The following is a 459-nucleotide window of genomic DNA, read 5'->3' on the forward strand; positions in this document are numbered from 1 at the left end:
TCTGAGTCAGTACAAACAAAACAAACTGATTGAGCTATTCGTAGCAGGCGTAACCGCCCGTACGGCTGCCGAATTGGCGAATGTCAACAAAAGCACGGCTGCGTATTACTTCCATCGCCTACGCCTGCTCATTTACCAAAACAGCAGCCATCTGGAAATGTTTGATGGCGAAGTGGAAGCGGACGAAAGCTACTTTGGCGGACACCACAAAGGCAAACGCGGTCGTGGCGCAGCAGGAAAAAACGCGGTATTCGGGCTGTTGAAGCGCAACGGCAAGGTTTACACCGTTGCCGTACCCAATACGCAGACGGCAACCCTGCTGCCGATTATTCGGGAGCAGGTTAAACCCGACAGCATTGTTTATACGGATTACCACAAGGGTTATGACGTATTGGATGTGAGCGAATTTAACCATTTCCGTATCAACCACCGCACACATTTTGCTGAAAAACAAAACCA

Annotated in this window: 1 protein-coding gene; it reads left to right on the forward strand. The window is 49.7% G+C overall.

The window, feature by feature from the left end; all coding sequences use genetic code 11:
- Position 1 precedes the first annotated feature (1 nt).
- The coding region (locus tag ACLD9W_RS12505; protein ID WP_410842302.1) for an IS1595 family transposase at positions 2 to 459 on the forward strand (458 nt) is incomplete at its 3' end.

The sequence above is a fragment of the Neisseria sp. WLZKY-1 genome, from assembly GCF_046546535.1.
In the GTDB taxonomy this organism is placed as follows: domain Bacteria; phylum Pseudomonadota; class Gammaproteobacteria; order Burkholderiales; family Neisseriaceae; genus Neisseria.